This window comes from Pseudomonas sp. PDM26 (assembly GCF_019219185.1).
Classification (GTDB): Bacteria; Pseudomonadota; Gammaproteobacteria; order Pseudomonadales; family Pseudomonadaceae; genus Aquipseudomonas.
This window is the reverse complement of the sequence record NZ_JAHUWC010000001.1, coordinates 357336-381551: the sequence shown is the minus strand read 5'-3', so window position 1 is coordinate 381551 and position 24216 is coordinate 357336. Positions and strand designations below refer to the sequence as shown.

General features: G+C 58.2%; 27 protein-coding genes. 5 read left to right on the top strand and 22 right to left on the bottom strand.

Annotated features, from left to right (window positions below; genetic code table 11):
• Positions 1–19: 19 nt before the first annotated feature.
• From queC to KW849_RS01650, 16 genes are all read right to left on the bottom strand, one after another.
• Complete coding sequence (gene queC, locus KW849_RS01725; protein WP_218427096.1) at positions 20–712, bottom strand: 7-cyano-7-deazaguanine synthase QueC; 693 nt, start codon at positions 710–712, stop codon at positions 20–22.
• 1 nt (position 713) lies between these two features.
• Positions 714–1361: a 7-carboxy-7-deazaguanine synthase QueE gene (gene queE / locus KW849_RS01720; RefSeq protein WP_008047363.1), complete on the bottom strand. Its 648-nt coding sequence runs from the start codon at positions 1359–1361 to the stop codon at positions 714–716.
• 165 nt (positions 1362–1526) lie between these two features.
• The gene (gene ybgF / locus KW849_RS01715) at positions 1527–2366 is read right to left on the bottom strand and encodes a tol-pal system protein YbgF (protein WP_218427094.1); all 840 of its coding nucleotides are present in this window, start codon (positions 2364–2366) and stop codon (positions 1527–1529) included.
• A 6-nt stretch (positions 2367–2372) separates the two neighbouring features.
• Positions 2373–2870: a peptidoglycan-associated lipoprotein Pal gene (pal, locus tag KW849_RS01710; RefSeq protein WP_003178634.1), complete on the bottom strand. Its 498-nt coding sequence runs from the start codon at positions 2868–2870 to the stop codon at positions 2373–2375.
• 52 nt (positions 2871–2922) lie between these two features.
• Positions 2923–4203: a Tol-Pal system beta propeller repeat protein TolB gene (gene tolB, locus KW849_RS01705; RefSeq protein ID WP_218427092.1), complete on the bottom strand. Its 1281-nt coding sequence runs from the start codon at positions 4201–4203 to the stop codon at positions 2923–2925.
• A 17-nt stretch (positions 4204–4220) separates the two neighbouring features.
• Complete coding sequence (tolA, locus tag KW849_RS01700; protein ID WP_218427090.1) at positions 4221–5318, bottom strand: cell envelope integrity protein TolA; 1098 nt, start codon at positions 5316–5318, stop codon at positions 4221–4223.
• On the bottom strand, positions 5318–5770 hold the full coding sequence (tolR, locus tag KW849_RS01695) for a protein TolR (RefSeq protein WP_162135951.1): 453 nt from the start codon (positions 5768–5770) through the stop codon (positions 5318–5320). Before tolR ends, tolA begins: the two co-directional genes overlap by 1 nt.
• A 23-nt stretch (positions 5771–5793) precedes the next feature.
• Positions 5794–6489, bottom strand: a complete 696-nt coding sequence (gene tolQ, locus KW849_RS01690; protein WP_007897030.1) for a protein TolQ — start codon at positions 6487–6489, stop codon at positions 5794–5796.
• The gene (gene ybgC / locus KW849_RS01685; RefSeq protein ID WP_218427088.1) at positions 6479–6946 is read right to left on the bottom strand and encodes a tol-pal system-associated acyl-CoA thioesterase; all 468 of its coding nucleotides are present in this window, start codon (positions 6944–6946) and stop codon (positions 6479–6481) included. The genes tolQ and ybgC overlap by 11 nt, the downstream gene beginning before the upstream one ends.
• A gap of 127 nt (positions 6947–7073) precedes the next feature.
• On the bottom strand, positions 7074–8135 hold the full coding sequence (ruvB, locus tag KW849_RS01680; protein ID WP_046042209.1) for a Holliday junction branch migration DNA helicase RuvB: 1062 nt from the start codon (positions 8133–8135) through the stop codon (positions 7074–7076).
• Positions 8136–8744: a Holliday junction branch migration protein RuvA gene (ruvA, locus tag KW849_RS01675; protein ID WP_007995640.1), complete on the bottom strand. Its 609-nt coding sequence runs from the start codon at positions 8742–8744 to the stop codon at positions 8136–8138.
• 114 nt (positions 8745–8858) lie between these two features.
• Positions 8859–9383: a crossover junction endodeoxyribonuclease RuvC gene (gene ruvC / locus KW849_RS01670; protein ID WP_218427086.1), complete on the bottom strand. Its 525-nt coding sequence runs from the start codon at positions 9381–9383 to the stop codon at positions 8859–8861.
• A 126-nt stretch (positions 9384–9509) separates the two neighbouring features.
• Positions 9510–10256, bottom strand: a complete 747-nt coding sequence (locus KW849_RS01665) for a YebC/PmpR family DNA-binding transcriptional regulator (protein WP_046042206.1) — start codon at positions 10254–10256, stop codon at positions 9510–9512.
• A 128-nt stretch (positions 10257–10384) separates the two neighbouring features.
• Positions 10385–12160, bottom strand: a complete 1776-nt coding sequence (gene aspS / locus KW849_RS01660; RefSeq protein WP_108215097.1) for an aspartate--tRNA ligase — start codon at positions 12158–12160, stop codon at positions 10385–10387.
• 119 nt (positions 12161–12279) lie between these two features.
• Positions 12280–12501: an FmdB family zinc ribbon protein gene (locus tag KW849_RS01655; protein ID WP_032829812.1), complete on the bottom strand. Its 222-nt coding sequence runs from the start codon at positions 12499–12501 to the stop codon at positions 12280–12282.
• A gap of 136 nt (positions 12502–12637) precedes the next feature.
• On the bottom strand, positions 12638–12973 hold the full coding sequence (locus tag KW849_RS01650) for a ribbon-helix-helix domain-containing protein (protein ID WP_108215096.1): 336 nt from the start codon (positions 12971–12973) through the stop codon (positions 12638–12640).
• Between the two features lie 597 nt (positions 12974–13570).
• Here KW849_RS01650 and KW849_RS31685 point away from each other — a divergent pair.
• On the top strand, positions 13571–14173 hold the full coding sequence (locus tag KW849_RS31685; RefSeq protein ID WP_218427083.1) for a cold-shock protein: 603 nt from the start codon (positions 13571–13573) through the stop codon (positions 14171–14173).
• A gap of 64 nt (positions 14174–14237) precedes the next feature.
• On the opposite strand, the gene KW849_RS01640 is transcribed toward KW849_RS31685, so the two are convergent.
• Both KW849_RS01640 and KW849_RS01635 read right to left on the bottom strand, forming a co-directional pair.
• Complete coding sequence (locus KW849_RS01640) at positions 14238–14444, bottom strand: SlyX family protein (RefSeq protein ID WP_108215094.1); 207 nt, start codon at positions 14442–14444, stop codon at positions 14238–14240.
• 3 nt (positions 14445–14447) lie between these two features.
• Positions 14448–14873 (bottom strand): HIT domain-containing protein, encoded by a 426-nt coding sequence (locus KW849_RS01635; protein ID WP_218427863.1) that lies wholly within the window; start codon positions 14871–14873, stop codon positions 14448–14450.
• A gap of 911 nt (positions 14874–15784) precedes the next feature.
• Between KW849_RS01635 and KW849_RS01630 the strand changes: the two genes are divergently transcribed.
• Positions 15785–17113 carry an OprD family porin gene (locus KW849_RS01630; RefSeq protein WP_218427081.1) on the top strand — a complete coding sequence of 443 codons (1329 nt, stop codon included), beginning with the start codon at positions 15785–15787 and terminating at the stop codon, positions 17111–17113.
• A 140-nt stretch (positions 17114–17253) separates the two neighbouring features.
• Here KW849_RS01630 and KW849_RS01625 read toward each other — a convergent pair whose 3' ends face one another.
• Both KW849_RS01625 and KW849_RS01620 read right to left on the bottom strand, forming a co-directional pair.
• Positions 17254–18096 carry a mechanosensitive ion channel family protein gene (locus KW849_RS01625; protein ID WP_218427079.1) on the bottom strand — a complete coding sequence of 281 codons (843 nt, stop codon included), beginning with the start codon at positions 18094–18096 and terminating at the stop codon, positions 17254–17256.
• Positions 18097–18232: 136 nt separating this feature from the next.
• The gene (locus KW849_RS01620; protein ID WP_007977344.1) at positions 18233–18718 is read right to left on the bottom strand and encodes a YajQ family cyclic di-GMP-binding protein; all 486 of its coding nucleotides are present in this window, start codon (positions 18716–18718) and stop codon (positions 18233–18235) included.
• Between the two features lie 135 nt (positions 18719–18853).
• On the opposite strand from KW849_RS01620, the gene KW849_RS01615 reads away from it, so the two are divergent.
• The 3 genes from KW849_RS01615 to KW849_RS01605 are packed head-to-tail and all read left to right on the top strand — an operon-like array spanning position 18854 to position 22436.
• Positions 18854–19771 carry a putative 2-dehydropantoate 2-reductase gene (locus KW849_RS01615; protein WP_218427077.1) on the top strand — a complete coding sequence of 306 codons (918 nt, stop codon included), beginning with the start codon at positions 18854–18856 and terminating at the stop codon, positions 19769–19771.
• Positions 19772–19815: 44 nt separating this feature from the next.
• Entirely contained in the window at positions 19816–21852 is a 2037-nt protein-coding gene (locus tag KW849_RS01610; RefSeq protein ID WP_218427075.1) for a PAS domain-containing sensor histidine kinase, read from the top strand.
• 2 nt (positions 21853–21854) lie between these two features.
• Positions 21855–22436 (top strand): cob(I)yrinic acid a,c-diamide adenosyltransferase, encoded by a 582-nt coding sequence (locus tag KW849_RS01605; RefSeq protein WP_218427073.1) that lies wholly within the window; start codon positions 21855–21857, stop codon positions 22434–22436.
• A gap of 115 nt (positions 22437–22551) precedes the next feature.
• Here KW849_RS01605 and KW849_RS01600 read toward each other — a convergent pair whose 3' ends face one another.
• The gene (locus tag KW849_RS01600; RefSeq protein WP_218427071.1) at positions 22552–23499 is read right to left on the bottom strand and encodes a Nudix family hydrolase; all 948 of its coding nucleotides are present in this window, start codon (positions 23497–23499) and stop codon (positions 22552–22554) included.
• Positions 23496–24128 carry a glutathione S-transferase family protein gene (locus KW849_RS01595; RefSeq protein WP_115947362.1) on the bottom strand — a complete coding sequence of 211 codons (633 nt, stop codon included), beginning with the start codon at positions 24126–24128 and terminating at the stop codon, positions 23496–23498. The genes KW849_RS01600 and KW849_RS01595 overlap by 4 nt, the downstream gene beginning before the upstream one ends.
• Positions 24129–24216: the final 88 nt, after the last annotated feature.

The window sequence follows — 24216 nt, the reverse complement described above, 5'->3', positions numbered from 1 at the left end:
ACACCTATTTTGAAATAAATCAAAAATAAGGAGTTGGATCGCTGATTCCGGCTGCCGCAAAGCCTTCTGCGCGCAGTCGGCAGCTGTCGCACTTGCCGCACGCACGACCATTATCGTCGGCCTGATAGCAGGAAACGGTCAGCCCGTAGTTCACGCCAAGCTTCACGCCCTCCTGGACGATCTGCGCCTTGCTGAGGTTTTGCAGCGGTGCCTGAATGCGGAAACCATTGCCTTCCACGCCGGCCTTGGTCGCCAGGTTGGCCATGCGTTCGAACGACTCAATGAACTCGGGACGGCAGTCCGGGTAACCGGAGTAATCCACCGCATTGACGCCGATGAAGATGTCGCGTGCACCGAGCACTTCAGCCCAGCCCAGGGCCAGAGACAGGAACACGGTGTTACGCGCAGGCACGTAAGTCACCGGAATGCCCTCACCCAACTCTTCCGGAATGTCGATGCTGCTGTCGGTCAACGCCGAGCCGCCTATGCCGTTGAGGTTCAGACCGATCACCTTGTGCTCGACCACACCCAGGTCCTGCGCCACACGCTCGGCGGCGTACAGTTCGGCGTGAGAGCGCTGACCGTAGTCGAAGCTCATGGTGTAGCAGCTGTAGCCTTCGGCGCGCGCCATGGCCACTACGGTCGCCGAGTCCAGGCCACCGGACAGCAGGATGACTGCACGTTTTTCAGGAGTGTTCAGTTGTTCAGTCATTTCAGCGCCCCGGCTCGTCATTCCATAGATATTTATGCAGCTGCAATTGCAAACGCACTGGCAGATTGTCCGCCACCACCCAGTCCGCCAGGTCCCGGGCATTGAGATCATGGTGACTTGGCGAGAACAGGACTTCGCCGGCACGCAGGTCAAGACCGTACTGGATCAGCTTGGAAACGGACCAGTCATAGTCCTCCCGCGAGCAGATGACAAACTTCACCTGATCGTTGGGCGTGAGCAGCTCAATGTTTTCGTAGCGGTTACGGTGCGCTTCCTTCGAACCCGGGGTTTTCAGGTCGACAACACGACTGACCCGGGAATCTACTGCCGAGATATCAATAGAACCACTGGTTTCCAGTGACACTTCGTAACCAGCGTCACACAGGCGCTTGAGCAAGGGAATGGCGTTGGGTTGCGCCAGGGGCTCGCCGCCCGTGACACAGACATATCGCGGACGAAAACCGGCGACCTGCTCGAGGATATCGTCGAGGGTGCGGATGGTCCCGCCGGTGAACGCGTAGGCGCTGTCGCAGTATTGGCAACGCAACGGACATCCGGTCAGGCGCACAAAAACAGTGGGCAGCCCGGCAGTCCGAGTTTCACCCTGCAACGAGTAGAAAACTTCGGTGATTCTCAATGTGTCTTGCATAGTCGCCACGGGCGTAACAGCTAAACAGGCTGTCCGCCTCCGTCAGGCACTTCAAGGAACCCCGGCAATGCGCAGATCCCAAAAAGCGTGTTTCAGAAAAGGGTGTGAATTCTAACGAAAAAACCCGCGACAAGCGCGGGTTTCTTCAAAACGGGTCAAGCAGGCTTACATTTTCTGCAGATCGCGCTGGGCCAGTTGAGCGGCGGAAGTGCCCGGATATTGGGACACAACCTGCTGCAGAATACCTTTGACCCGGTCGGTATGACCCAGGCGGCGTTCCACATCAGCAAGCTTGTATAGCGAATCAGGCACTTTGGCGTGTTTCGGATACAACTGCGAAACCTTGGCAAATGCCTGACCTGCACCTTGCAGATCGCCTTTGGCCAGATTCACTTCGCCCAACCAGTACTGGGCATTGCCCGCGTATTGGCTATTCGGGTATTTGCGCAGGAATGCGGCGAAAGCCTGGCTGGCCTTGTCGAAATCCTTGGCCTTGATCAGGTCGAAGGCAGCATCGTAATAGAGCTTTTCCTTCGCTGGATCTGCCGGTTCGCTACCTGCGGCGGGTGCTTGAGCAGCGGCTGCGCCAGCTGCCGCACCTGCGGCTGCGCCGGGGGCATTCAAATCACCACCGGTGGAAGAATTTTGAGGAGTCGCGGCTGGTGCAACGCCGGTTCCTATGCGCCGATCAAGATCCTGGTATCGCTCCAGGTTTTCCTGCTTCATGCGCGCTACATCATTTTGCAGTTCTTCGATCACACCCTGTTGGCGCGAGATCTGTTCCTGCATTTGTTGCAGTTGGTTGAACAGCTGGCCCTGCGCCGAGACAGGAGTCGAAACCCCTCCCCCGGCAAAGGCGCCGTTCGTACCGTAACCCGCAGGCGGATAACTGCTCCCGCTATTGTTATAGCCGGAGTTGTCCTCGACCACAGGAACCGCAGCCCACACCGCAAACGGTGCGAGACTGAGAGCCAAAACAGTTACAGCACGACGGCACGTTCGCATGACGAATTACTTACGCAGTTCGACGCGACGGTTTTGAGCCCAGGACTGCTCGTCGTTGCCGGTAGCAACTGGACGCTCTTCGCCGTAGGAAACCAGTTCCAGCTGAGCTGGGGAAACGCCTTGCAGTACCAGGTAGCGCTGAACGGCTTTTGCACGACGCTCGCCCAGTGCCATGTTGTACTCACGAGTACCACGTTCGTCGGTGTTGCCTTCCAGAACAACGCGAGCGCCGTTTGCTTTCAGGTCTTTGGCGTGAACGTCCAGAGCGCGCATGGCTTCTGGCTTCAGGTCCGAGCTATCGTATTCGAAGTAGAAAGTGGTGATAGCGCGCAGGGCAGCTTCTTCGCTCAGGGAGCCGTCAACTGCACCAGTGTTTGCGCCGTAACCAGCGTTTGGATCTACCGCGCCTTCACCGGCATTGTCGCCGCCTTTGGACGAGCAACCTACAGCTACAGCCATGGCCAGTGCCAGCGCAGCAAATTTACCAAACTTCAGCATTTCCATCGTGAAACTCCTAATGAACCCCAGTGTGTTAAGTAAAACGTATAGCGCCGCGTCAGTTCAGGAAAGGGGACCAGGAAGGTTCTCTGACTTCGCCTTGTGCGGTAGGAAGCGGGAGCCTTACGCGTCCATTGATGGACACGAGCATCAAGACTCCCCGGCCCTGCTGGCGGGTGGCGTAGATTACCATGGTGCCGTTGGGCGCGACAGTAGGCGACTCGTCCAGAGTGCTATCAGTGAGGATCTTTACACTACCGCGTTGCAAATCCTGGGCCGCCACCTTGAAATTGGTGAAGCCATCCTGACGGTGAATCATGACAAGCGTCTTTTCATCAGCCGACAGTTTAGGGTTCGCGTTGTAATTACCGACGAACGTCACACGCTCGGCACCGCCGCCACCCGCGCTGGTCTTGTAGATCTGCGGCTTGCCGCCACGGTCGGAAGTGAAGTAGATGGTCGAACCATCCTTGCCCCAGAACGGTTCGGTGTTGATGCCGGGACCGTTGGTAACGCGGGTGATCTGACGCGAGCCCAGGTTCATCACATAGATGTCCGGGTTGCCATCCTTCGACAGCACGAACGCCAGGCGATTGCCGTCCGGCGACCAGGCTGGCGCACCGTTCAGGCCTTCGAAGTTGGTGATCTGCTCACGGCGACCGGTGTCGATGTTCTGCATGAAGATGCGTGGACGCTTCTGCTCGAAGGAGACATAAGCGATGCGCTTGCCGTCCGGTGCGAAACGCGGCGACAGGATCGGCTCGCGCGATTGCAGCAGGGTCACGGCGCGGGCACCGTCGTAGTCCGAACGTTGCAGGGTGTAGCGAGTGTTGTTCTCGGAGAAACGCTCGGCTGTTACGTACAGCAGGCGAGTCGAGAAGGCACCCTTGATACCCGTGAGTTTTTCGAACGACTGGTCGGAGATGTAGTGCGCCATGTCGCGTAACTGATCGACGCCGCCCGACACGCTGCCGGTCAGCACTTGCTGCTCGGTGGCCACGTTGAACAGTGCGTATTGCACCTGCAGGCGACCGCCCGCCGGCACAATGCTGCCGACCATGACGTACTGGGCACCCAGCGCCTTGAAGTCACGGAAGATGATTTCGCTGGCCTGGCTCGGCTGGCTGATCATGTTCTGCTTTGGAAGCGGCGAGTAGTAACCCGAGTTGCGCAGGTCGTTACCGATGATTTCCGCCATGTCGTCCGGCAGCACGCTACCACCCTGGAAGCCGAACGGCACAACGGCGATCGGGGTCGCCCGATCGCTGCCGCTGGTAACCAGAATGTTTTTCTCATCTGCCATCGCCATCCCTGCCATGCAGCAGATAACGACCAGCATTCCTCGTAGAAGGTTTCTCACAAGGCTAGATCCTCAGGTGTGAATGTCATCTTGAATGAACGATACGGAGCGAAATCACTCGGCTTCATTCCCTGCATTTCTGTCAAACGTCCAATATTCTTCACCGCTGCAACAGCCGAGGCGTCAAACGGACCGTCGCCACTGGACCTGGACACACTGACCGAAGTCACCGTACCGTCCGGCAACATGCCGATTTGCAACACGACCGTCATGCCTTTGCGTGCCGAAGGTGGACGAGCCCAGCCTTCCGCTGCACGCGCACGAATCAGGTCATCGAAACTGCCGGCGACTTCGTCGCCCTGCTCATCGGCCAAGGCCTGCTGGCGCTGCGGCGTGTCGGAAAGCAAATCTGCCAGGGCCTGGGCCTTTTTGTCTTCGGCGGATTTACGTGCCGCGTCCTGCGATTTCTTCTTCGCAGCATCGGCAGTCGCTTTCTTCTTCGCTTCCTCGGCGACTTTCTTCTTCGCCTCCTCAGCTTCAGCTTTCTTCTTGGCGTCTTCCGCGGCTTTCTTCTTCGCGTCTTCGGCGATCTTCTTCTTGGCTTCTTCAGCGGCCGCTTTCTTGGCCTCTTCTTCCGCAGCTTTCTTGGCTTCTTCTTCGGCTTTCTTCTTGGCTATATCAGCCAATTGTTTCTCTTCTGCCTTCTTGGCTTCCGCGGTTTTCTTCGCCGCGTCGGCTTTCTTGGCTTCATCAGCCTTTTTCGCTTCGTCCGCTTTCTTTGCCTCGTCCGCTTTCTTCGCCTCGTCAGCCTTCTTGGCTTCTTCGGCCTTTTGAGCCACCTCTTCTTTCTTTTGTTCCGCAGCCTTCACCGCTTCCTGCTCGACCTTTTTCTGTTCCATCTGCTCGACTTCGGTCTGACGCGCAGCAGATTTCTGCGCTTCACCGGCAATCTTCTGATTGGTCTGGGTGGTCGCCCGACTTTTCGATTTCAGCTGGTACAAGGTCGCCTGGACAATCGGCTTGGCCGGCGGCAGTTCCGGGGTAAAGGCAAAACTGACGAACAGCATGCCGAACACCAGCACGTGCAAGCCAATCGCCCAGACACTAGGCCAGAAGTAGCTTTCCGAGGCGGACGGCTCTCGCTGTTGCTGCATCAGGGCGCCTCGGTAATCAAGCCAACATTACCGACCCCGGCTTTCTGCAACCCGCCCATGGCCCCCATGACGGAGCCGTAATCGACACTCTTGTCGCCGCGAATGAAGACCTGGGTACGCTTGCCGCCTTCGTTGCCGACGCGAATGATCTTGGTCACCGCGTCAGTCATCTGCGGCAGGGTCATGGCCCGATCCTGCTGCTTTTCGGTGTCGACTTCGCTGCCAAGGTTCCAGTAGTAGGTCTTGTCGGATTTGATGGAAATGGTCAGGACCTGGGTGTTGTTGTCCTGCGGCAAGGCTTCGCTGGAAACCTTGGGCAGATCAACTTTCACGCCCTGATTGAGCATCGGTGCGGTCACCATGAAGATGACCAGCAGCACCAACATCACGTCGATGTAAGGCACCACGTTCATCTCGGCGACCGGCTTGCGCTTTTTGCGAGCTCGAGCGATTAAAGCCATTGGAAATTACCTGCTTATTCTTCGCTGGTGTGCACTTTGCGGTGCAGGATCGCCTGGAACTCGTCGGCGAAGGTGTAGTAACGGCCCAGCAGGGTTTCGCTGCGAGCAGCAAAACGGTTGTAAGCGATAACGGCTGGAATGGCAGCGAACAGACCGATCGCCGTGGCGATCAGTGCTTCGGCGATACCCGGGGCCACAGTGGCCAGGGTCGCTTGCTGGGCAGTCGCCAGACCACGGAAGGAGTTCATGATCCCCCAAACGGTACCGAACAGACCGATGTACGGGCTGACGGAACCAACGGTGGCCAGGAATGGCAGGCTCTGCTCGAGCTTTTCTTCTTCGCGGGAAATGGCGACGCGCATGGCACGGGCCACGCCTTCCATGACCGCTTCCGGATCAACGCCCGACTGCTGGCGCAGACGGGAGAATTCCTTGAAACCGGCACGGAAGATTTGTTCGACGCCCGAGTCAGGGTCCGGGTTGCTGCCAGCCTGACGGTACAGCTTGGACAGGTCGATACCCGACCAGAAGCGCTCTTCAAAGCTCTCCAGGGCACGTCGACCGGCGCGCAGCAGGTTGCTGCGCTGAAAGATCATGATCCACGAGGTCACCGATGCGGCTACCAGGATCAGCATTACCAGTTGCACCACGATACTGGCATTGCTGACCAGGCTCCACATGGAGGAATGGTCGACGACGTTAGCTTCCACGCTTTATCTCCTGCTTTGAGTGTGTACCCGCGCCGCTCACGTCGGCAAAGGCCGCTCGTAGAGCTTCGGGAATGGCCCGGGGTTTCAAACTTTCAGTGCGCACACAGGCCACCAGAAACTGCCCTTCGCAGAGCAGCACATTATCCGTTGCCCGCCTGACCTGCTGCTTGAAGCGCAGGCTGGCACGGTTCAATTCGATTACTTCAGCGCTTACCAGCAGTTCGTCGTCCAGTCGCGCCGGCGCGTGATAGCGCGCTTCGCTGGAATGCACGACGAACAACAGGTCCTCACCGACAAGCGTGGATTGGGCAAAACCCAGATCTCGTAGCCGCTCGGTTCGAGCCCGTTCCATAAACTTGAGGTAATTGACGTAATACACGATGCCCCCCGCATCGGTGTCCTCGTAATAAACGCGACAGCGATGTGCGAAAGGCCCAAGCCCGTTTTGCGCGCGCATACTCTAGTGCTTACTCCTCAGGTTGCCAATCCGGCATGGCAACTGTTTTTCATTGTTCTGCGGCTTTCACGTGAAAGTACGGTCCTGGGACCCTACATTGCCCGAAAAAATCAGCACACAATGTTAATTAATCGTCAGCGGCATCGAGAAACTCGTCTACCACGGGCATTTCGCCCAATCGTGACGGAATATTTAAACCGAAATGCAGGTAGGCATGCCGCGTCACCACCCGCCCCCGTGGCGTGCGCATGATGTAACCCTGCTGGATCAGGTAAGGCTCCAGCACGTCTTCAATGGTGTGACGCTCTTCGCTGATGGCGGCGGCCAGGCTGTCGACCCCGACAGGCCCACCGTCGAACTTCTCGATCATGGTCAACAACAGACGCCGGTCCTGGTGATCGAAGCCACGTTCGTCGACATCCAGCAGGTTCAGCGCCAGGTCGGCAATCGGCTTGGTGATGTGGCCCTTGGCGCGAACTTCGGCGAAGTCGCGCACCCGGCGCAGCAAACGGTTAGCGATTCGTGGAGTGCCACGGGCACGGCGGGCGATTTCGAAAGCACCTTCCGGATCCAGCGGCAAACCAAGGATGCTTGCCGAGCGACTGACAATTGTCGACAGATCGGCGGTGTTGTAGAACTCCAGGCGCTGGACAATCCCGAAACGGTCTCGCAACGGATTGGTCAGCATCCCCGCCCGCGTCGTTGCGCCGACCAGGGTGAACGGCGGCAGATCCAGCTTGATCGAACGCGCGGCCGGGCCCTCACCGATCATGATGTCGAGCTGGAAATCCTCCATGGCCGGGTACAGTACCTCTTCGACTATCGGCGACAACCGATGGATTTCGTCGATAAACAGTACATCGTGAGGCTCCAGGTTGGTCAGGAGCGCCGCCAGGTCGCCTGGACGCTCCAGCACGGGCCCTGAAGTGCTCTTGATCGACACGCCCATTTCCTGGGCGATGATGTTGGCGAGGGTGGTCTTGCCCAGGCCGGGAGGCCCGAAGATCAGCGTGTGATCCAGGGACTCGTTCCGACCGCGAGCGGCTTGAATGAACAACTCCATCTGCTCGCGAACGGTCGGCTGGCCAATGTATTCGGCCAAGCTGACCGGGCGAATCGCCCGGTCCTGGACTTCTTCGCGCTCACGCGGACTGTGCGTGGCAGCGATCAGACGATCAGCTTCAATCACTTAGATCATTCCCTTCAAGGCGCGGCGGATCATGTCTTCGCTGCTCAAACCTTTCTCTTTGATTGCAGAAACCGCCTTACTGGCTTCCTGGGGCTTGTAGCCCAGGGAAATCAGCGCGCTGACCGCGTCGTTTTCAGCAGTGTTCACCGGGGCTGGTCCATCTGGCTGGTTCGGCACCAGGGCGAACATGGCCGGTACGGTTTCCCAGGCCTTGAAGCGATCCTTGAGTTCCACCAGCAAGCGTTCGGCGGTTTTCTTGCCGACGCCCGGGACCTTGGTCAGCGCCGACGTGTCCTGGGACTGTACACAACGAACCAGTTCGTCGACCTCCAGGCTCGACATCAAGGCCAGCGCCAGTTTCGGCCCGACACCATTGAGGCGGATCAACTCGCGAAAAAAGTCGCGCTCACGCTTGCCGACAAAACCATAGAGCAACTGTGCGTCTTCGCGCACGACCAAATGGGTGTGCAAGGTCAGCGGTTCACCGACCGACGGCAAACGGTAAAGGGTCGTCATGGGCACTTCAAGTTCATAGCCCAGACCGTTTACATCCAGAATCAGGTGCGGAGGCTGCTTTTCAGCCAGGGTGCCGCGCAAACGTCCAATCACGTTACAAATCCTTGAGCGTTGGCCAGCTCTGGGCCAGCGACTGATAGAGCGAGGGAATGCCGCCGACAACCCAGGCGAAACGCCCCCACTCCATAAAAATGATTGCTGATGCTATCAGAGACGCAGGCGCCCGCCACGACTGCGTGCTGCTCCCAGACCATGGGGCAACAGGCTGGAGCGGGTATGAGCATGGCAGATGGCAATGGCCAGGGCGTCCGAAGCATCGATCTGCGGTTTGCTGGTGAGCTTGAGCAGGTGCATGACCATCATCTGCACCTGCTCCTTATTGGCCGCGCCGGTGCCGACGACCGCCTGCTTGACCTGGGTTGCGGTGTATTCGGCAATTTCCAGGCTTTCCTCGGCACCTGCCACGATCGCGGCGCCACGGGCCTGCCCCAGTTTCAGGGCGGAGTCGGCGTTACGGGCCATGAACACCTTTTCGATCCCCATGGTCACCGGATGGTACGTCTGAATGATCTCCCGCACCCCGCGATAGACAATCTGCAGTCGCTCATGCAGCTCGCCGGCACCGGTGCGGATACAACCGGAGGCGACGTACTCACAGCCACGGCCAGTATCACGAACCACACCGTAACCGGTGATGCGCGAACCGGGGTCGATACCAAGAATTAAAGTCATAACGCCTGCGGGCTTTAAATGTAGGAGCGAGCTTGCTCGCGATGGACGTCAACGATAACGCGGCTGACTTGAATGAACGCCGCTCTCAGGTTTTTCGCGAGCGAGCTCGCTCCTACAAAAGGCAAATCAACCGAGCTGTGCAGCCACCGACTCCGGGATGTCCGCGTTGGAATAGACGTTTTGCACGTCGTCCAGGTCTTCGAGCATGTCGATCAGCTTGAGGACTTTCTCGGCGCCTTCCAGATCGAGTTCGGCGCTGGTGGTCGGCAACATGACGATTTCCGCGTCGTCACCTTTGAAACCCGCCGCTTCCAGTGCGTTACGCACGGAATAGAACCCGGCAAACGAGGTGAAAACGTCGATAGAACCGTCTTCGTTGGTCACCACGTCATCAGCGTCGGCTTCCATGGCCGCTTCCATCAGTGCGTCTTCGTCAACGCCGGCCGCGAAGGAGATCTGTCCCTTGCGTTCGAACAGATAGGCCACCGAACCGTCAGTGCCGAGGTTGCCGCCGCATTTGCTGAACGCGTGACGAACAGCGGCCGCAGTGCGGTTACGGTTATCGGTCATGCACTCGACCATCACCGCGACGCCACCGGGGCCGTAGCCTTCGTAGGTCAGTTCGACCATGTCGTCGGTATCGGCGGCACCGGCACCACGAGCGACCGCCCGATCAATGATGTCGCGGCTCATGTTCGCACCAAGGGCCTTGTCCAATGCCAGGCGCAGACGCGGGTTGGAACCTGGATCACCGCCGCCCTGACGAGCCGCGACGGTCAGTTCACGAATCCACTTGGTGAAAATCTTGCCTTTTTTGGCATCCTGACGTTCTTTGCGGTGCTTGATGTTCGCCCACTTGGAATGACCTGCCATAACTCGCTCCGAATTCTCTTTGAAACATTGCCCGCTGCGCTGCATTGCGCCGGCCGACAAACAAAAATCTTGAACTGCTCTGCCGATAAAGAAAAGGCGCATCCACAGATGCGCCCTTCAGGTCAGCCTTACTCGGCCTTAGGCGTTTCGCGCAGGCGAATGTGCAGCTCGCGCAATGCCTTGGCATCCACCTGACCCGGTGCCTGAGTCATGACGTCCGCCGCGCTCTGGGTTTTCGGGAAGGCGATTACTTCACGGATAGACTGGGCGCCGGTCATCAGCATTACCAGACGGTCCAGACCGAAGGCCAGGCCACCGTGCGGCGGTGCGCCGTATTTCAGGGCGTCGAGCAGGAAGCCGAATTTCTCTTCCTGTTCCGCTTCGTTGATGCCCAGCAGGCGGAACACCGACTGCTGCATCTCTTTGCGGTGGATACGGATCGAACCACCACCCAGCTCGGTACCGTTCAACACCATGTCGTAGGCACGGGACAGAGCGCCAGCCGGGTTGGCTTCCAGCTCTTGCGGGGTGCACTTCGGTGCGGTGAACGGGTGGTGCAAGGCAGTGAAGCTGCCGTCGTCGTTTTCTTCGAACATCGGGAAGTCGACGACCCACATTGGCGCCCACTTGCAGGTCAGCAGGTCCAGGTCGTGGCCCAGCTTGATCCGCAGCGCGCCCAGGGCTTCGCTGACGATCTTCGCCTTGTCGGCGCCGAAGAACACGATATCGCCGTCGACCGCACCAACGCGATCGAGGATCACGTTGAGGTTGGCCTCAGGGATGTTTTTCACGATCGGCGATTGCAGACCTTCAACACCTGCTGCGCGCTCGTTGACCTTGATGTATGCCAAGCCCTTGGCACCGTAGATACCGACAAACTTGGTGTAATCGTCGATCTGCTTGCGCGGCATGCTTGCCCCGCCTGGAACGCGCAAGGCGGCGATGCGGCATTTCGGGTCGTTGGCCGGGCCGCTGAACACCTTGAAATCGACTTCCTTGAGCTGATCAGCCACGTCCACCAGTTCCAGCGGGTTACGCAGGTCTGGCTTGTCGGAACCGTAACGGCGCATGGCTTCTTCGAAGGTCATGTGCGGGAAATCGCCGAACTCCAGATCCAGCACTTCCTTGAACAGGTTGCGGATCATTTGCTCGGTCAGGCCCATGATCTCTTTTTCATCGAGGAAGCTGGTCTCGATGTCGATCTGGGTGAATTCCGGCTGACGGTCGGCCCGCAGGTCTTCGTCACGGAAGCACTTGGCGATCTGGTAGTAACGGTCGAAGCCGGCCACCATCAGCAGTTGCTTGAACAGCTGCGGCGATTGCGGCAGGGCGAAGAACGAACCGGCGTGAGTACGGCTCGGCACCAGGTAGTCGCGCGCGCCTTCAGGGGTGGCACGGGTCAGGATCGGCGTCTCGACGTCGAGGAAGCCGTTCTCGTCCAGGAAGCGGCGGATGCTGGTGGTCATGCGCGAACGCAGGCGCAGCTTCTCGGCCATTTCCGGGCGACGCAGGTCGAGGAAGCGATAGCGCAGGCGGGTTTCTTCGCCGACGTCGGAGAACTCATTCAACGGGAACGGCGGGGTTTCCGATTCGTTCAGCACTTCCAGCTCATAGCCGAGGACTTCGATCATGCCCGACGCCATGTTCGCGTTGGTCGCACCGGCCGGACGCAGGCGAACCTTGCCGGTGATCTTCACGACGTACTCGCTGCGCACGCGATCGGCTGCGGCGAAGGTTTCAGCGCGGTCCGGATCGAACACGACCTGGGCCAGACCATCACGATCACGGATATCGAGGAAAATCACCCCACCGTGGTCACGGCGACGATGGACCCATCCGCAAAGGGTAATTTCCTGGCCGTCCAGGCTTTCGTTCAGTTGGCCGCAATAATGGCTGCGCATCATGGTCGTGGTTTCACTTCTCGTAATTCGAAATTCGGTGGAGATCCTACAGCAGCCCCGCCTTTAATAAAGTCGCCGGGTGATGCAAGAGCACGCGTGTCGTTCAACTCAGGTTCCAGACCTTAGTCAGCTTTGTCGCCGCCGGCCAGGTTCTTCTTGGAACCGGTCTTGAAATCGGTTTCGTACCAACCCGTGCCGCTGAGGCGGAAGCCCGGCATGGACAGCAACTTCTTAAGCTCTGGCGCCTGACAGGCAGGGCAGTCGACCAGCGGTGCATCGCTGATCTTTTGAATGGCTTCCAACTGATGACCACAGGAAGCACATTGATAATCGTACATCGGCATGGAGGTTGTCTCGGCGATCAGATTGCTACCGCACACGCAGGGTTTTGCGGCAAAGGGCGGGATTATATCCATTAAATGCGGCCTGTGCAGCCGTAAGACTGCACAGACCGACACTCTGCTGTTTTCGCCGCCCAGGCTAGGCCATGACGGTGCACCCCCCTTCCTTGAGGCTGTGCACGACACAGACAACCCGTACCAACCCACTGAAGTTCCTTACCCCGCCGTGACGCAAGTGAACTTCGCGATCCACGTGAGATAACAGGCTACTGACCGAGCAACCATTGGCCCGGGCCATCTCCCCCAAAATATCCCAATAAACCTGTTCAAGCCGCAAACAGGTGGCGAAGCCATTCAATCGTACGGAGCGGGACAAGGGCTGGGCCAGCCCCATATCGAACTCGCGAACAAACGGATCGACCCTTACATCCCTGTGCGAACCGTATCGCCCCTCTTCTTGCCGTTCATAAACCATAACGCTGACACTCCTTTGCCATCCTGGTTTCGTTAAGAGCAATTGCCTGTCGACATATAAAAACGCAGGTGCAGAGGTATAGCCAGACGACTTCCTGACCTTCGACGTAGGACAAGCCAACAACTCTTGGCAGATCTTGGAGAACGTCCTACTCCGGACAATTTCCCACGCAGTGAAGTGACGCCCCCCTTCAGAAACACAGGATTGAATGGCGTAGGAAAGAGGAGCGCGAACACTAAGAAACACCCACTGAAAGATTTAGCCAATCGACTGCATCGACCGATTGAATCCCCCCCTAAAGGTGATGGGCTTCATCCAACAGGCGCCCAACCTCTCTAGCAAACCTGCCGCCGCATCACAGCCTCTGAACTTCGACCAACCCGCGGCAAATTGCCTCAAACGAGCCGCCGGACGCCCTGATTTGAGTAGCCTGCGGCTTTGCTGTTAAATAGGCAGCGTGTCGCCAGTGCCTATTTTTTCCGGGCACGGCGCATAGGCTGATACCGGGTACGTGTCCAACGCCTCTTTATTATCTTGAAGCGAACCGTGCGCCATCAGCTCTTCCTTAGTGAACTGTCTTAACGTGAGTTAATCAAAATGTTGAAAATCGTCCATCTACTGATAGGCGCAGCGGCCTTGCTGCTGTCCTTCATCCCTAGCCTGCAAAGCGAAGCCTTACCTTACCTGCAACAACCTGATGCGCTGTACCTGGCCTTTTTCGGCCTGCTCAACCTCACGCTTGCACCTGTCATCCCTTACTGGAACAAAGGTCCGCGCCACCAACTGCAAAACCTGGTCAGCGCCCTGCTCGTTCTGGGGGTAGTCCTGCAAACCCTGACGCTAATCGCACCGATGCCTGTCATCGCCGGTCAACCCGCCGTTCTGTTCAGCCTGGTCGCAACCTTCATCGCTGTTGTCCTGCACCTGGGCATCAGCTTCTACAAATCGTCACCGGCAGCTACCTCGCCAAGCTACGACATGAGCAACCGCGATACCGGCACCGTCAAATGGTTCAACACATCCAAAGGCTTCGGCTTCATTTCCCGCGACTCCGGCGAAGATATCTTCGTCCACTTCCGGGCCATTCGCGGTGAAGGTCACCGCGTCCTGGTAGAAGGCCAGCGCGTGGAGTTCTCTGTCATGAATCGTGACAAGGGCCTGCAAGCCGAAGATGTTATCGCGGCGCTGCCGCGCCGCTGATTCAAGGCTAAAAAAAACCGCGCACAGCCGAGCTGTCCGCGGTTTTTTTATGCCTGCGATTTATTCAATAGTGGGGCGGCGGCGCTTCTTCTTCGAATGACTCGAACTGGCCGACCATTTCCTCCTGCCGTTTGAGCAGCGCAGCCATTTGCAACTGCAGATGCTCGACCGCCCGCTGCTGCGCCACCAGCACATCGTTCAATGCCTGGATGGTGTCATCCTGAAACGCCAGACGGCTTTCAAGCTCGGTAACGCGTTCTTCAAGGCTCATGGTTCAGCCCTCCAGAAACGTAAAATCATCGGTCAAAATCAAGCGCAAACGTTCGCGAATCGCGGCGATCTGCTCCGAACCGTAGGGTTTTGCCGGGTGCTTACCCCAAACCGGCGCTGGCCAGGCGGCATCTTCGCGCTTGCGCACAATCACATGCATGTGCAACTGATTTACGACATTGCCCAGCGCCGCCACATTCAACTTGTCCGCATCGAACGAGTCCTTGAGCACTTGCGAAAGCACAGTTGTTTCCTGCCAAAGCTGTTGCTGATCTGCGACATCCAACTGAAATATCTCGCTGATAGCCTCGCGACGAGGTACCAGGATGAACCAGGGATAGTTCGAATCGTTGGACAGCAGCAACCGGCAGAGCGGAAAGTCCCCGATCGGTAACGTGTCTTGTTGAAGTCGTGGATCTAAAGCGAACACTGCGCGCACTCCCGCCGGTTCATCATTTTTCAGCTTAGCGCTCATCCTGACGGGACGGCGCGCCAAACGACCGGACGGCAGCATACCTGCGAACGGCGCATGCTTCACGACGAACCTTGCGCAGAGGTCACTAGCGCCTGCGAAAAGCTGACACACCGCCCCCGAATGAGACATTTTTCGCTGCTGCGCACCACTACAGAACCGATCAGCCAGCAAAAAACGCCGAAATGACTGATTAGCAACGAAGAGTTCGCGCCAGACAAGCGGTCAACAGGAGTGAATTCAGTACCAGGCTAAAAATTTTTTGCACCAAAACCGCACAGTGGGTCTACGCTGAGCGCTTCGACATCCGCCATTTACTCACTGGCGGGGTGAACCGGTAACATTTTTGTTTGCAAGGCAGTCGACCAGAAGGGTGCAACATGATGCCAGGCAAGGCGTCAAGCCCAAACTAAACGCGCTTGTCCCCCCGGTTTTATGAGGTTTTTACAGCGTCAGACAGTCATTTGGAAAAAGCTGCAACAAAATTCGAATTTGTGCACGTTTGTTGCATTCACACCCAACATCGCCTGATGTGACACCCGCTGGAAGCGGAGGCCTTCAGGCAAAATAAACAGTGGCAAGGTAGCCCGATGGAGATTCAAACGTTTCACCAGGACTCTTTTTACCGGCGCCAAGGCTCGGAAAACAGCATTAAAGTTGTCAGCCCGGTTGCGCTGGAGCTGGAAATTTGCGACATCTAGCACGCTATTTGCGACAGGGTCGTAAAGAAGGCGAAAGGTTAGATACGCAAGTATCGCCAACATTGTCGGCGTGATATAAGTTTGCGCCGACACAAAAAGAAAGAGCCGCCCAGATAATAAACCAGGTGGGACGGCAGTACTCTTCTAAAACCAAAGGAGCAAATCACGATGCGCGTGATGAAGTGGAGCATGATCGCACTGGCAGTTGCAGCAGCAGCCAGTACTCAATTGGCAGTAGCCGCACCTTTCGTAAGCGACCAGGCCGAAGCCAAAGGTTTCGTTGAAGACAGCAAGCTCGACCTGCTGGTTCGCAACTACTACTACAACCGTAACAAGAAAGACGGCGCAGTCGATGACAAAGACTGGACCCAGGGCATTCAGGGCATGTACAGCTCTGGCTACACCCAAGGTCTGATCGGTGTTGGCGTTGAAGCTTGGGGCCAACTGGCCATTAAGCTGGACGGTACCGACAAATATGCAGGCTCCGGCAACATGTCCGTGGACGGTGATGGCCAGGTCAACAACAACCAGGGCAAAGCCGGCGCTGCCGCCAAGTTCCGCATCTCCAAGACCGAGCTGAAAGTCGGCGACATGCAGCCAAGCACCTCTCCAGTGTTCGCTGTAGGCGGTTCCCGTATCCTTCACCAAACTGCCAGCGGTATCCAACTGCAGAGCAGCGAAGTTACAGACCTCGACCTCGAAGCCGGTCACTTCTACTCGGCGACCAGCCAGGACAGCAACGCCCGTGACGGCGACCTGTGGGCTACTTACGCTGGCGTGCAAGCCAACTCCATCGACTACTTCGGCGGCAAGTATGGCATTACCCCAGACCTGAGTGTTTCGCTCTACGGTGCCAAGCTCGAAGACGTCTGGAACCAGTACTACGCCAACGCGAACTACACCCTCGCACTGGGCGGCGACAACTCGATCAACTTCGACGGTAACATCTACAACACCCAGGATACCGGTAACGCTAAAGCAGGCGAAATCAGCAACACCGCCTACTCCCTGGCTGCTGCTTACTCGTTCCTGAAAGCGCACACCGTGACCCTGGGCTTCCAGAAGGTCAACGGCGATACCCCGTTCGACTACATCGGTGTGGGTAAAAACAACCGCGGTGGCGACTCGATCTTCCTCGCCAACTCCATTCAGTACTCTGACTTCAACGCCCCGGGCGAGAAGTCGGTACAAGCCCGTTACGACCTGAAAATGGCCGAGTACGGCGTACCTGGCCTGAGCTTCATGGTCCGTTACGTGAATGGTTGGAACATCGACGGCACCAACACTCCAGCGAACAGCCCCTACGCCGGTCTGTACGGTGCAGACGGCAAACACCACGAAACCAACGTGGAAGCCAAGTACGTCATTCAAACCGGCCCAGCCAAAGATCTGTCGTTCCGCATCCGTCAAGCATGGCACTCTGCCAACACTGACGAAGGCGAAGGCGATATCTCTGAGTTCCGCCTGATCACCGACTACCCACTCAACATTCTGTAATCGCAGAAAGTTAGTTCGCGGTAATCAAAAAAAGGCCCATCTTCGGATGGGCCTTTTTCGTTGTCTGCTGTACAACATTTAACCAAACAGACTCTGCAATACATGCCTGACCAAGAAGTCAGGCACTAACCGCACACCCCTTACTGCACCGCCGACTCTTGAACCACGCGAATAACCCGCTGTGGAAATGGAATATCGATGCCAGCCTCTCTCAGACGATCACGGGACAGTTCGTTGAACATGAACATCACATCCCAATAATCCGCCGTCTTCACCCAAACACGCAGGGAAACAGTGATAGAACTGTCACCCAATGTCGATATGACTGCCTGAGGCGCCGGATCAATCAATACACGCGGATCCTTGGCCAGTTCCAGCAACACTTCCCGGGCTTTCTGCAGGTCCGCTTCGTAATCCACGCCTACATCAAACACGACTTTGCGGGTCGGCTGACGATTGGTGTTGGTGATAATGCCATTCGACAGATTGCCGTTTGGCACGATGATGGTCTTGTTGTCACCGGTACGCAGTACGGTATGGAAAATCTGGATGCTGTCGACAGTACCGGCGATACCCTGAGCCTCGATCCAGTCACCAATGCGAAACGGACGGAACAGCAAAATCAGCACGCCACCTGCGAAGTTCGCCAGGCTGCCCTGCAACGCCAGACCAATGGCCAGACCCGCCGCACCAATTGCCGCAACGAACGACGTGGTTTCCACCCCGATCATCGAGGCCACGCTGACGATCAGCAAGATCTTGAGGATGATGTTCGCCAGGCTGCTGATAAAGCCCTGCAGCGCCAGGTCGGCATTACGCAATGCAATCAGGCCGCCGAGCTTTTTCGTGACCTTGTTGATCAGCCACCAGCCAATGGCCAGGGTAATGACCGCCAGCAGTACACGGCTGCCGTATTCCATGATCATCGGGATCCAGGTTTGGGATACCTTGACCAGATTGTCTACCTCGGCATTTAAGTCCATCTACTCTCTCCTGTTTTCCGGCTACCCGGCATGCGTAAAAAAGCGGCAGAAAGATCGAACCGCCACGGGTTCAATCGTTTCTGCCGTTGCTTGGGTCTGCGACGTCGCAAACGCCAAGAGGTTCCCGCTTCCAGGGTCAGTCGCGGAAGTTGTTGAACTGCAGTGGCATACCGAATTCCTTGGCCCGCAGCACCGCAATGGCTTCTTGCAGGTCATCACGCTTCTTGCCGGTAATACGAACCTGCTCGCCCTGAATGGCCGCCTGGACCTTTAGCTTGGCGTCTTTGACGTGAGCGACGATTTTCTTCGCCAGTTCCTTGTCGATACCCTCCTTGAGGACGGCTTCCTGCTTCATCAGCTTGCCCGACGCGAACGCGTCCTTGACTTCAAGGCACTGCACGTCGATTTTGCGCTTGACCAGAGCCAGCTTGAGGATCTCAATCATCGCTTCGAGCTGGAAATCCGCTTCGGCGGTCAGGTTGACGGTCAGGTCTTTTTCCTTGAACTCGAAGCTGCCTTTGCCTTTCAGGTCATAACGACGATCGAGTTCCTTGACGGCGTTCTCGACCGCGTTGGTGACTTCGTGTTTGTCCAGTTCGGATACCACGTCGAACGACGGCATGTAATCTCTCCAAATTTAAAGGCGCACTGATGGAGCACGCCTGGCTTGCGGTTAAAATCCGCGCTGATTATAACGGGTCTTTCCCATCATTCACTGTGAGCTGCCGATGCACGCCTTAAACAGAGCAAAAAGCTGATGTCTACCACCTGGCATGTTCTGGGCGCCGGCAGCCTCGGCACTTTATGGGCGACACGTCTGGCACGCGCTGGAGTGCCGGTCAGGCTGGTCCTGCGGGACACCGCGAGGCTGCAGGCCTATGAGGCGGCCGGTGGATTGACACTGGTGGAACACGGCGAGGCGCAACACTATGCCGTGCCCGCCGAGACAGGCGACAGCACCCAACCGATCAACCGCCTGCTGGTGGCGTGCAAGGCCTACGATACCGAAAGCGCGGTGGCCCGACTGGCGCCACGCCTGGCCCCAGGTGCCGAACTGATCCTGCTGCAAAATGGCCTGGGCAGTCAGGACGCGGTGGCGGCACAGGTGCCTCAGGCACGCTGCATCTATGCATCGAGCACCGAAGGCGCCTTCCGCGAGGGCGATTGGCGCGTGGTGTTTGCCGGGCATGGCTTCACCTGGCTGGGGGATGCGAGCCATCCGATGGCGCCGATCTGGCTCGATGACTTGAGCACTGCCGGCATCCCCCACGAGTGGAGCACCGAAATCCTGACCAGGTTGTGGCGCAAACTCGCCCTTAACTGTGCGATCAATCCACTGACGGTGCTGCACGATTGCCGAAACGGCGGTTTGCAGCAACATCACTGCGAAGTCGCTACTCTGTGCGGCGAACTGGCGGAGTTGCTTGAGCGTTGTGGTCAGCCGGCAGCGGCCGAAAACCTGCAACTGGAAGTCGAACGGGTGATTCACGCCACCGCAGCCAACTACTCCTCGATGCATCAGGACGTCACAAGCCAGCGCCGCACAGAAATCAGCTACCTGCTGGGCTACGCCTGCAAAGTGGCCGGGCGTCATCAATTGAACCTGCCTCACCTCAATCAGCTTGAGGCAAGGCTGATCGCTCGCCTGCAAAGCCTTGGATTGCCCAGCGACTGAGCAGCGGCTACGCTGGCCACTTGTACTTTTCAGCGATGAACCCAATGCCATTGCGCCAGCGTCTTGAAAACCTGCCTGTCGGCCAGAAACTGCTGGCAGCCTTGCTAGTCCTGTTGACCACCGTCCTGTTGGTCGCCAACCTGACCTTTATCAGTGCCGCGTACTACATCTCCCAGGAAAGCATGGCGCCCCAGGCCCTGCAGACCATCGGCCGACTGGTATCCAACCCGAGCCTGACCTCCGAAGCCCTCGATTCGCCGCAAAGCGCCGAGCGCCTGCTAAACGAACTCAATAGCTATACGCCGTTGCGCGCGGCAGTCCTGTATGACGGAAAAGGCGAGCAATTGGCGCAATTGCAGCATGGCGACAAACTGGAGTTGCCGAAACGGTTCCGGCATATCGAAGACTGGCAGGTTACCGAGTTTCGCAGCAACCAGGTCATTACCCTGCCCCGCCCCGGAGCTGCACCGGGGCATTTGCTGTTGGTCGCCAGCAGTGAACTGCCAGTGGCGTTCTATACCGGGACCCTGACGGCCAGTCTGGGGATTCTGATTTTCAGTGTGCTGCTCTGGCTGGTCATCGCCCGTCAAATCAAGCGTCTGATTACCCGGCCGATCCACCAGCTCGAAGAGCTGTCCCGGCAGGTAACCCGTGAAGAAAATTACGCACTGCGAGCTTCACGAGGAAACCACGATGAAATCGGCAGCCTCGCGGAGGCGTTCAACACCATGCTTTCGCGAATCGAGGCCCGGGAGCAGCAACTCAAACGGGCCCGGGACGACTCCCAGGCAGCCTACGACCAGGCCCAGGGTCTGGCGGAAGAAACCCGGCACACCAACCGCAAACTGGAGCTTGAAGTCCAGGTGCGCAGCAAGATCGAGAAAAAGCTCACCGGCTTCCAGAACTACCTCAACAGCATCATCGACTCCATGCCATCGGCGCTGATCGCCCTCGACGAACAGCTCTACGTGACGCAGTGGAACCAGGAAGCCAGCGCACTTTCCGGCACGCGCCTCGACGAAGCCCTGAACCAGCCCATCTTCCTCGCCTTCGAACCGCTCAAGCCGTTCTTGCCACAACTCAAGCAAACGGTCGAGCAGCATACGGTGGCCAAAATCGAACGCGTCACCTGGCTCAAGGATGACGAGCCCCGCCACTATGCCCTGACCTTTTATCCATTGATGGGCGGCGCCGGGCGTGGCGTGGTGATCCGGATCGACGACATCACCCAGCGCCTGTCCCTGGAAGAAATGATGGTGCAGTCGGAGAAAATGCTTTCTGTGGGTGGTCTTGCCGCCGGCATGGCCCACGAAATCAACAACCCGCTGGGTGCGATCCTGCACAACGTGCAAAACATTCGCAGACGCCTGTCCCCCGATCTGCCGAAGAACCTTGAAGTGGCCGAACAGGCCGGCATCGAACTGACGGCGGTCAATCAGTATCTGCAACTGCGCGAAGTGCCGAAGTTGCTCGACGGCATCCAGCAGGCCGGTGCCCGGGCCGCCAAAATCGTCACCCACATGCTCAGCTTCAGCCGTCGCAGCACCCGCCAGATGGCTCCGTGCGATCTGCCCGCACTGATCGACCAGGCGGTGGAGATCGCCAGTAACGACTTCGACCTGGCGATCGGCTTCGATTTCAAGGGCCAGGCCATCATTCGCCAGTTCGATCCGGCGCTGGGCCCGGTCCCCGGCACCGCCAACGAGCTGGAGCAGGTACTGCTCAACCTGTTGAAAAACGCCGCGCAAGCCATTCACCAGCGTGAAGACAGCAACGAGCCGGGACGGATCATTCTGCGCACCAGACTGAATCCGCCATGGGCGGAAATTCAGGTCGAGGACAATGGCATCGGCATGAGCGAAAGCGTGCGCAAACGGACCTTCGAACCGTTCTTCACCACCAAGGAGATCGGCCAGGGCACCGGACTTGGGCTGTCGGTGTCGTACTTCATCATCACCAACAACCACAAGGGGCAGATGGAAGTGCAATCGACCCCAGGCCAAGGCACGTGCTTCACCTTGCGCCTGCCCCTGGCGAGCACGCCACCTGTCTCGCAACAACTCAATCTGCTATCGAGGTAACCATGGGCTTTCGTTTGTCGAAGATTTACACCCGCACTGGCGACAAAGGCGAAACCGGACTGGGCGATGGCCGTCGCGTACCCAAGGATCACCCGCGGATCGAGGCCATTGGCGAAGTCGATACGCTGAACAGTCAGGTGGGCGTGCTGCTGGCTGGGCTAGCGGCAGAAACTGCTCGGTTTCCAGGCTTGAACGAAGTGATCGAGGCATTGACTCCCTGCCAGCATCGGTTATTTGATCTGGGTGGCGAATTGGCGATGCCGGTGTATCAGGCGTTGAATGCAGCGGAAATCGAACGCCTGGAAGCCGCGATCGATGTGTGGAATGAAGAGTTGGGACCGCTGGAAAATTTCATATTGCCCGGCGGTTCGGCGCTGATTGCCCAGGCCCATGTCTGCCGCAGCCTGGCGCGCAGCGCAGAGCGGCGGTGTCAGCAACTCAATGCGATTGAGCCGTTGGCCGGGGTTGGCCTGGCGTATATCAATCGGTTGTCGGATCTGTTGTTTGTTGCGGCGCGGCTGATTGCCAAGCGTCAGGGAATTGCCGAGATTCTTTGGCAGCCTGCGGCGAAACCTGAAATTTAGTCGGTGTCGTTAGCGCCCGCATCGCGAGCAGGCTCGCTCCTACAATTGACCGAGTTCCAACAGTAGAAATGCGATCCATGTAGGAGCGAGCCTGCTCGCGATGAGGCCATTTGCATCACTGGGAATCAGGCCAAAACGCCCGAATCCCCGCCACACCCTGTGCCCCCGCAGCCCAGGCTTTCTCGACCTCAGCCGGGCCAACCCCACCAAGCAGGAACACCGGCTTGCTGAACCCGTCGATCAGGCTCGACGCCTGCTCCCAACCTAACGGCTCGGCGCCAGGATGAGTCAGGGTCGGTTGAACCGGCGACAGGGTCACAAAGTCCACCCCCATCTGTTCGGCCAGCGCCAGCTCCTCAGCGTTATGGCACGAGGCCGCCAGCCAGCGCGACGCCGGTAGCGGTCGGCCAGCCGCTGCGTATTTGCGCAGCTGCGCCGAGGTAATGTGCCAACCCGCGGACGGGAAGTCGCCCAGCCATTCGAACGGCCCCTTGATCATCAATTGCGCCTTGCCGGCACACAGCCCTGCCGCATCCACGGCCAGGTCGCGGTATTTCGGGTCGTAACCGTTTGGTGCACGCAACTGGATCAGTTTGATACCGCCGGCAATAGCCTTCTGAATACCACGCAGCAACGCGGGGGTCTCCAGGTCTTCCGGCGTGATCAGGTACTGAGCGGGCAATTTCGCAGCCGCGACGATCGGCCGGTTGGCTTCAGGAAACTCGTAACCCGACAGGTCGCGGGGTGACACCCAGGCCAGCGGTTGGCCTTCGGCACCGTGAGGCTCGCCGGTAAACGCCGAAACTTCCCAGACATCCAGCAACACCTGTTTGTCCGGGTAATCGTGCCGAATCTTGATCAGCGGGCGCGCCGCGCCGACCACGATGCCCAGCTCTTCATGGAGTTCACGGGCCAGTGCGGTTTCGACCGACTCGTCGGCCTCGACCTTGCCGCCTGGAAACTCCCACAGGCCGCCCTGATGCTGTGAGTCGGCACGACGGGCGATGAGGATTTGGCCACTGCCATCGCGGATGACGGCGGCGGCGACATGGACTCGTTTCACTTTTGCAATTCCTCCAGTCCGGCCTTCTGCCACGCCTTGAACGCCGGCCATTGGTAGAGGGTTTCGACGTAGGCCTCGTCAATGGCAGACAACTTCACCTGATAGGTGCGCAGGCGCACGGCAATCGGTGCAAAGAACGCGTCAGCCAGACTGATATGACCAAACAGGTATGGCCCGGTTTCGGTCGCGGCGGCACGGCATTCCGCCCACAGCGCCGACATGCGTTCGATGTCGACCTGAACGTCAGCCGGAACCGGAGACAAAGGGGCGTCATGGCTCAGGTCAAACGGCATATTGCCGCGCATGGCGAAGAACCCGCTGTGCATCTGCGCACACGCCGAGCGCGCCTGGGCGCGGGCGGCAATGTCTTTCGGCCAGAGGCCTGCGGACGGGAACTGTTCTGCCAGGTATTCGGCAATCGCCAGGGAGTCTGCGATGGTACCGTGTTCGGTTTTCAGCAGCGGGACCTTGCCAGTCGGCGAATGCTTGAGCAGACGCTCGCGGGTGTCCGGCTGGTTCAGCTTGATCAGTTCTTCGGTGTAGGTAGCGCCGGTCAGGTCGAGGGCCAAGGCGCCTCGCAGGGACCAGGAAGAAAGCAGTTTGTCGCCGATGATCAGGTGCAGGCTCATAGTCGGGACCTTTTGATGGGGGAACAGGCCAGTCTAGCTAGCGACTGACAGACCGTCATCGCGAGCAAGCTCGCTCCCACAGTGGTGA

What these genes read in the sequence shown, in the direction of transcription:
- queC (WP_218427096.1), bottom strand. Translation starts at nt 712, where the DNA reads ATGACTGAACAACTGAACACTCCTGAAAAACGTGCAGTCATCCTGCTG.
- queE (WP_008047363.1), bottom strand. Translation starts at nt 1,361, where the DNA reads ATGCAAGACACATTGAGAATCACCGAAGTTTTCTACTCGTTGCAGGGT.
- ybgF (WP_218427094.1), bottom strand. Translation starts at nt 2,366, where the DNA reads ATGCGAACGTGCCGTCGTGCTGTAACTGTTTTGGCTCTCAGTCTCGCA.
- pal (WP_003178634.1), bottom strand. Translation starts at nt 2,870, where the DNA reads ATGGAAATGCTGAAGTTTGGTAAATTTGCTGCGCTGGCACTGGCCATG.
- tolB (WP_218427092.1), bottom strand. Translation starts at nt 4,203, where the DNA reads ATGCTGGTCGTTATCTGCTGCATGGCAGGGATGGCGATGGCAGATGAG.
- tolA (WP_218427090.1), bottom strand. Translation starts at nt 5,318, where the DNA reads ATGCAGCAACAGCGAGAGCCGTCCGCCTCGGAAAGCTACTTCTGGCCT.
- ybgC (WP_218427088.1), bottom strand. Translation starts at nt 6,946, where the DNA reads ATGCGCGCGCAAAACGGGCTTGGGCCTTTCGCACATCGCTGTCGCGTT.
- ruvC (WP_218427086.1), bottom strand. Translation starts at nt 9,383, where the DNA reads ATGACTTTAATTCTTGGTATCGACCCCGGTTCGCGCATCACCGGTTAC.
- KW849_RS01665 (WP_046042206.1), bottom strand. Translation starts at nt 10,256, where the DNA reads ATGGCAGGTCATTCCAAGTGGGCGAACATCAAGCACCGCAAAGAACGT.
- aspS (WP_108215097.1), bottom strand. Translation starts at nt 12,160, where the DNA reads ATGATGCGCAGCCATTATTGCGGCCAACTGAACGAAAGCCTGGACGGC.
- KW849_RS01655 (WP_032829812.1), bottom strand. Translation starts at nt 12,501, where the DNA reads ATGCCGATGTACGATTATCAATGTGCTTCCTGTGGTCATCAGTTGGAA.
- KW849_RS01650 (WP_108215096.1), bottom strand. Translation starts at nt 12,973, where the DNA reads ATGGTTTATGAACGGCAAGAAGAGGGGCGATACGGTTCGCACAGGGAT.
- KW849_RS31685 (WP_218427083.1), top strand. Translation starts at nt 13,571, where the DNA reads ATGTTGAAAATCGTCCATCTACTGATAGGCGCAGCGGCCTTGCTGCTG.
- KW849_RS01640 (WP_108215094.1), bottom strand. Translation starts at nt 14,444, where the DNA reads ATGAGCCTTGAAGAACGCGTTACCGAGCTTGAAAGCCGTCTGGCGTTT.
- KW849_RS01630 (WP_218427081.1), top strand. Translation starts at nt 15,785, where the DNA reads ATGCGCGTGATGAAGTGGAGCATGATCGCACTGGCAGTTGCAGCAGCA.
- KW849_RS01625 (WP_218427079.1), bottom strand. Translation starts at nt 18,096, where the DNA reads ATGGACTTAAATGCCGAGGTAGACAATCTGGTCAAGGTATCCCAAACC.
- KW849_RS01620 (WP_007977344.1), bottom strand. Translation starts at nt 18,718, where the DNA reads ATGCCGTCGTTCGACGTGGTATCCGAACTGGACAAACACGAAGTCACC.
- KW849_RS01615 (WP_218427077.1), top strand. Translation starts at nt 18,854, where the DNA reads ATGTCTACCACCTGGCATGTTCTGGGCGCCGGCAGCCTCGGCACTTTA.
- KW849_RS01610 (WP_218427075.1), top strand. Translation starts at nt 19,816, where the DNA reads ATGCCATTGCGCCAGCGTCTTGAAAACCTGCCTGTCGGCCAGAAACTG.
- KW849_RS01605 (WP_218427073.1), top strand. Translation starts at nt 21,855, where the DNA reads ATGGGCTTTCGTTTGTCGAAGATTTACACCCGCACTGGCGACAAAGGC.
- KW849_RS01595 (WP_115947362.1), bottom strand. Translation starts at nt 24,128, where the DNA reads ATGAGCCTGCACCTGATCATCGGCGACAAACTGCTTTCTTCCTGGTCC.